The organism is Methylobacterium bullatum, assembly GCF_014845095.1.
GTDB lineage: Bacteria > Pseudomonadota > Alphaproteobacteria > Rhizobiales > Beijerinckiaceae > Methylobacterium > Methylobacterium bullatum.
Genome location: NZ_NKUG01000200.1, coordinates 1 through 5,462, shown reverse-complemented (window position 1 = coordinate 5,462; position 5,462 = coordinate 1). Strand labels below are relative to the sequence as shown.

5 protein-coding genes and 1 pseudogene are annotated in these 5,462 nt (G+C 65.7%); all 6 read right to left on the bottom strand.

Annotated elements, in window-relative coordinates:
• Window positions 1-416: carotenoid oxygenase family protein (locus MBTS_RS21660; protein ID WP_192216450.1), on the bottom strand; the 416-nt coding region annotated here is incomplete at its 3' end.
• 22 nt (window positions 417-438) lie between these two features.
• Window positions 439-906, bottom strand: a pseudogene (locus MBTS_RS21655) (DegT/DnrJ/EryC1/StrS family aminotransferase); the annotation flags it as partial.
• Window positions 887-2,059 (bottom strand): O-linked N-acetylglucosamine transferase, SPINDLY family protein, encoded by a 1,173-nt coding sequence (locus MBTS_RS24150; protein WP_342357243.1) that lies wholly within the window; start codon window positions 2,057-2,059, stop codon window positions 887-889. The gene MBTS_RS24150 and the pseudogene MBTS_RS21655, both read right to left, overlap by 20 nt.
• A 221-nt stretch (window positions 2,060-2,280) precedes the next feature.
• A complete protein-coding gene (locus MBTS_RS24145; RefSeq protein ID WP_308444975.1) occupies window positions 2,281-2,901 on the bottom strand; it encodes a tetratricopeptide repeat protein in 621 nt (206 codons plus the stop codon).
• A 339-nt stretch (window positions 2,902-3,240) separates the two neighbouring features.
• The gene (locus MBTS_RS21645; RefSeq protein WP_192216449.1) at window positions 3,241-4,401 is read right to left on the bottom strand and encodes a PepSY-associated TM helix domain-containing protein; all 1,161 of its coding nucleotides are present in this window, start codon (window positions 4,399-4,401) and stop codon (window positions 3,241-3,243) included.
• 386 nt (window positions 4,402-4,787) lie between these two features.
• Complete coding sequence (gene lipB, locus MBTS_RS21640) at window positions 4,788-5,441, bottom strand: lipoyl(octanoyl) transferase LipB (RefSeq protein WP_192216451.1); 654 nt, start codon at window positions 5,439-5,441, stop codon at window positions 4,788-4,790.
• Window positions 5,442-5,462 lie beyond the last annotated feature (21 nt).

Genomic DNA, 5,462 nt, shown 5'->3' with positions numbered 1-5,462 from the left:
ATCTCGACAACGTTGGTGTTGACGGTATCGTCGCCCCGGCGTGGTCCAGGCGCAGCGGGCCGGCGGAGTGCCGCGGCTGCCGTCCGCGAGCCGATCCAGCGGTTGCGGTACCACAGGGCTTTGCTGCCCTCGATACGCAAGCCGTGCACCATGCCGTCGCCTAGAAACCAGTCGTGGCCGCGCGGCGTCGGACTGGCAGGGTTGGCGCCCATCTTGAAGTAGCGTCCGTCGAGCCCAGCCGGGATCGCCCCGGTCACGGGCAGGTCCCACAGCGTCAGTTCCTCACGCATCGGCGCGTGCACGCCGACCACGAACGGGTGCGGCGTCTGCGGCAGGCGTAGCCGGTTGCAGGCCGCCACCAGCGCGACGAGGCCCTCGGCGGCGACACGCAGGCTGGATTCGAAAGGGTTCGGCATCGGTCGCATTCTCGGTGCGGTTCAGTGCATGGGACGTGGCAACGAAGGAGTAGGGCGTCGTGATCACTTCGCCCAATAAGTCCAGCGACCGTAGCGCCACCATCAGTGCCGTGGTGGCATTGTTGAAAAGGGCCACCTGCGGGACGCCGAGATGGCCGCGGAGGCGCGCCTCCAATTCCTGGTGGAAGGGGCCGCCATTGGTTAGAATCCGGGTCTGCCAGATGCGCCGCAGGAGCGGTTCGAACTCCTCGAACGGCGGTAGGAATGGTCGCGTGACGAAGATCGGTTCGGCTGCCGCCGTCCCGATGTCACCGCATTGCCCAAGCTCCTCCGCTGCGGTGGAGGTATCCGCGGGTATGTCGAGGATGCGGGCGAATTCCTGATCGAGCCGTTGCAGGGTCGCGAGCACTGAAGCGTTCCCCGTGTCCTGGGGAACGGGCTCAGCGACACCGTCGGGATCGGGGGAGGGATTATGCAGCGCGACTGGCATCGACCCAACGCCTCCACATGGTGCGAAAGGCTTCGCCGACATGGGCGGCCAAGCGCGCGTGATCCATGAGAGAGCTGGCGATCATGCGTTCCCGCAGCCCCGATCGGACCTCTCGCAACCGATCGGGATCACGCGCGAGGGACAGTGCGCAGGCCGCGTATGCCTCCGGCGTCTCGGCCGCCAATTCCTCGAGCCCAACGGCCGTCAGGACAGCAACCCCCGCGCGCTCGACTGCGCTCGCGCCCTGCAGGGCAACGAAGGGAACCCCCATGTAGAGTGTGTCGCAGCTCGTGGTTCCGCCGTTGTAGGGGAAGGAATCGAGGGCGATGTCGATCTGGTGATAAAGCTCGAAGTAGCCCGTCGAGACGCGCGGGTGCAGGCGAATCCGATCGAGGGGTAACCCTGCTCTCGCGAGGCGTTCCTCGACCTGCGCCAGGATGTCGGACTCGCCGACATTGGCGACGACCATGAACAGTCGTGCATCGGGAAGGGTATGAAGGATGCCGGCCCATGTCTCCAGGGTAAGGTCACTGATCTTCTCGAAGCGGTTCAAGACTCCGAAGGTCACGTATCCGTTATCCTCGAAAGGCGGACGGCCCCGAACCGCGGGAATGTCGCCGCGCGCCTGATACGTCGCCGATACACCCGGCAAGCGCCACACTGTCTCGGTGTGCAGATCCTCCGACACGCTGGGCAGGTCGTGCACGGCGTCGGTCAGACGGTAGTCGATGGCACGCAGGCCCGTCGTTGCGGGATGGCCGATCCATGTCACCTGAACGGGTGCCGGCTTGCGAGCGAAGAGAAGCAGCCTGTGGCCGGAACTGTGGCCCGACAGATCGACGAGAACGTCGATCGCGTCCGCCTCGATGAGGTCGGCCGCCGCGTCGTCGTCCAGGCCGGAGATGTTGCGCCAGCCGTCCAACATGGTGCTCAGGCGTCTCGATACGTCGTCCTCATGAGCATGGGTCATGTAGGCGTAGACATCCATTGAGGAGCGGTCCAGATGCTCCAGGAAAGGCTCGATGAACCGGGCGACGGCATGGGTGCAGAGATCGCCGGAGACGAGCCCGATCCGCAGCCGGCGCTCGGGATCCCGGTCTTTGGCGAATGGGCGCAGCCGCGGGAGCGGATCGGCGAAGCGCGTACCGAACATCCGGGCGTCCGAGGCGTAATCGGCGGCCGGAATGGCCTCGGCATAGAGCTTCGCGATCAGCCGGTTGGAATAGGCGATTACGTTGAGGGGCTGGAGAGCGAGCGCCCGGTCGAAGCTCCGAATCGCGTCGGTCAGTTGGCCGAGGCTTTTCTGGCTGCAGCCGAGATTGATGTGAGCGCCGACGCAGGCGGGATCGAGCGCGATGGCCTGCTGCTCATGGCTCATCGCCAGGCCATGTCGGGAGACTTTCTGGAGTACGCCGGACAGGTTCGAATGAGCGATGGCGAGATCCGGGTCGAGGCCGACCGACTTCTCCAGCGCCCAGACGGCCCCCCCCCGTTATCCCCCATTGTCATCAGGAGTGCGCCGAGGCTGGCGAAGTAGGTGGCGTTGTCCGGCTCCCGGTCGATCACGATGCTGAAGAGATCGAACGCCTGCTGAAGGCGGCCGGTCTGGGCGGCGATGGCGGCCGCGAGATAGGTCGCGCCGGAATGCGTCTCATCGAGGAAGAGGATGAGGTCCAACGATGCTTCCGCAACTGGGAAGGCGCCCTCCTTGAAACGTGCCTGTGCGAGGGAGAATGCGTGGTCGACGACGTCTTTGAGGGCGGCGCGCGATTCCTCGTCGGACACGCCTCGATCCCGGAAACGCTCCATCAGCGCACGCGCTTCTCCGATCCGGTCGACCTCCACGAGCGCACCCGCGAGGGCGAACCAATAGGCGGATCGTTCGGGGGCTGCCCTGAGAGCGTTTACAAAGTGCGGAATCGCCGGCCCCGGGGCATCGACTTTACAGGTCAGGAGACCGAACTGGTAATGCACACTCGCATCGGCGGGTGCCATTTCCAGGGCGCGTTGAAGATTGAGATGCGCTTTCTGGAAGCGGCCGGCAGCGATATGCGTGGCCGCCTTGGCAACTTAGCGCCCGATGGGCTCCATGGAGCGAGGGCTCTCGACCGTGCGCATCCTGCGATGTTCGAGCATATCCACCCCTTCACATGGCGGGAGGATATGAAGCTCGCAGTTAACAACTCGTTAAAGTGCAAGTGCCTGCCAGGATCTGTCAGACGTGGATATGACCTGAGCGATGCCTCTTAGTGCCCTGTGAAATCGGAACCCCGGTGTCGGTGAAACGGACGCAGAGATCCGCTGCAGGCCACCGCGCCGGGACCAGCCATCAGCTCAGGCGCGACTCGTCGTTGCGCCGGCAGGTGCCGCGGCCATCGATCTACGGCGCCGGGCGCCGCGGCGCAGGACGTAGAGGACCAGGCCGGTGACCGCGAAGAGCGGCATCGCCAGGGCCGCGGTGAAGAACAGGAAGGCGACGATGCCGCCGAAGAAACGCCCGCGATGCACCTCCAGCATGTTCTCGGCCATCTGCTGGCCCAAAGGCTTGTCGGAGAATCGGGTCTGAGAGAGGCGGGCGCCGGTGACGGGATCGAACGTCGCTTCGTCGCGCGCCTTCGGCAGATCCGAGGGAGCGGCGAGGAAGCGGATGCGGATCGTCGCCAGTTCCGGCCCAGGGAGTGCGATGAGAGCCATGTGAGCGCCCGCCCCCTCGCTGGCGCTGAAGGTCGCCCAGGCCATATCCAGGGCCGACGCGTGGACCTGCGGGGGTGCGCCCGGACTGCGCGGCGCCCGTGCGGCTCGGGTTTCGCCGGTGAGCAGCCAGGTCGCGGCGTTTCGATAGGTGTCGTAGGACCACCATAGCCCGGTCAGGGCGATGGCGGTGTAGAACGGAATGAGCCAGGTCCCGGCGATGCTGTGTAGCGACCACCAGCGCGGCCGACCGGGCCGCTTGAGGAAGGGCTTCAGCCAGATTTTCCAGGAATGGATCCTGGGCCAGCGCAGGTAGAGCCCCGTTCCCAGGAATAGGAGCAGGGCGATGGTGCAGATGCCGGTGATGCTGCGGCCCCAGCCCTTGCCGTCCCCCGGCAGCAGCAGCCAGCGATGCAGCTTGCGGATCGTGGCGAAAGCGCCCTCCAGCCGCATCTCGCCGAGTTCGCGGCCGTCGACGGGGTCGAGATAGAGTGTCGGCGGTCGCGCGCTCAGCTTGGCATCGCCAGCGAAGCGGATGCGCGGACTTCTCTCCGGATCGGCCCAAAGAGTCAGGGAACTCACCGTGAGGCCTGGCCGCTGCGTCTCGACCCTTTCCTTGAGGGCGGCCGGCGAGAGGCGGGGCGCATCGCTCGCGGCGACGAAGGCGCGGTCGCCGTTCGCCCATTCCGTCAGTGCTTCTTCATAGCTCAGCATCGCGCCGGTCACGCCAACGAGGGCGAGGACCAGTCCGGCCGTGAGGCCGAGCAGCCAATGCAGGCGGAACAGAACGGTGCGGATCGTCATGAGCGGGCGCCTACCAGAACAGCCGTGCGGTCACGACCGCGTGGAACGGATCGCCCACCGCTCGATACCGGAGCCGGGCGGCGCTACGCGAGACGGATCGCCGCTCTGCCTGACCACGCTCAGTCAGGGGCTACAAACGCGACCACGGGCCTGTCAATTGTCCATCGTCAAGTCACAGCGAATCGATGCTTGATTGAGAATGGTTTTATTGTGTTGGCCCGGGCGCCGACGGTCATTATCTGAAGGCTTTGTCGGCGACGATCCGATAAAACAAATTATAATTCAATATGTTGGCTGGATCGCCGGGGCATTGAATCGGCGAAAAGCAGTATTTCGCAACCGTCGTCGATCCCGTGTCGGACCCTGTGTCCGTGTTGCACAGGCCCTCATCCGTCTTGCGTCTCTCCGAATATCGCTTCGAACGAGGCACGTAGCGCCATGTCCACTTCGGGCAGGGTGACGATCTGGCCGAGATCGACGAGGCTGGTCACGCCGTGGCCGCTGATGCCGCAGGGGACGATGCCGGTGAAATGCGACAGGTCGGGCTCCACATTGAGGCTGATGCCGTGGAAGCTCACCCAGCGCCGCACGCGGATACCGATCGCTGCGATCTTGTCCTCCACCCCCTCCCCTTTCTCGGGCCGGCGCACCCAGACGCCGACGCGGTCCTCGCGCCGTTCGCCGCGCACGTTGAAGGCGCCGAGGGTGGCGATGATCCAGGCTTCCAAGGCGGAAACGTAGGCGCGCAGGTCCGGTCTGCGCCGGTTGAGGTCGAGCATCACATAGGCCACCCGCTGCCCCGGCCCGTGATAGGTGTACTGGCCGCCCCGCCCCGTGGCGTGGACCGGGAACCGGTCGGGCTCGACGAGATCTGCGGTCTTTGCCGAGGTGCCGGCGGTGTAGAGCGGCGGGGGTTCGAGCAGCCAGACCATCTCGGCCGCCTCCCCGCTCGAGATCCGCCCGGCATGTGCTTTCTTTGCAGCCTCCGCCTCGTCGTAGGGGACGAGGGGGTCGCTGATCCGCCAACGGCACGGCCGCATGCCGGCACGCTGGCGCAAATG

What these genes read in the sequence shown, in the direction of transcription:
- MBTS_RS24150 (WP_342357243.1), bottom strand. Translation starts at nt 2,059, where the DNA reads ATGTTCGGTACGCGCTTCGCCGATCCGCTCCCGCGGCTGCGCCCATTC.
- MBTS_RS24145 (WP_308444975.1), bottom strand. Translation starts at nt 2,901, where the DNA reads ATGGCACCCGCCGATGCGAGTGTGCATTACCAGTTCGGTCTCCTGACC.
- lipB (WP_192216451.1), bottom strand. Translation starts at nt 5,441, where the DNA reads ATGCGGCCGTGCCGTTGGCGGATCAGCGACCCCCTCGTCCCCTACGAC.
- MBTS_RS21645 (WP_192216449.1), bottom strand. Translation starts at nt 4,401, where the DNA reads ATGACGATCCGCACCGTTCTGTTCCGCCTGCATTGGCTGCTCGGCCTC.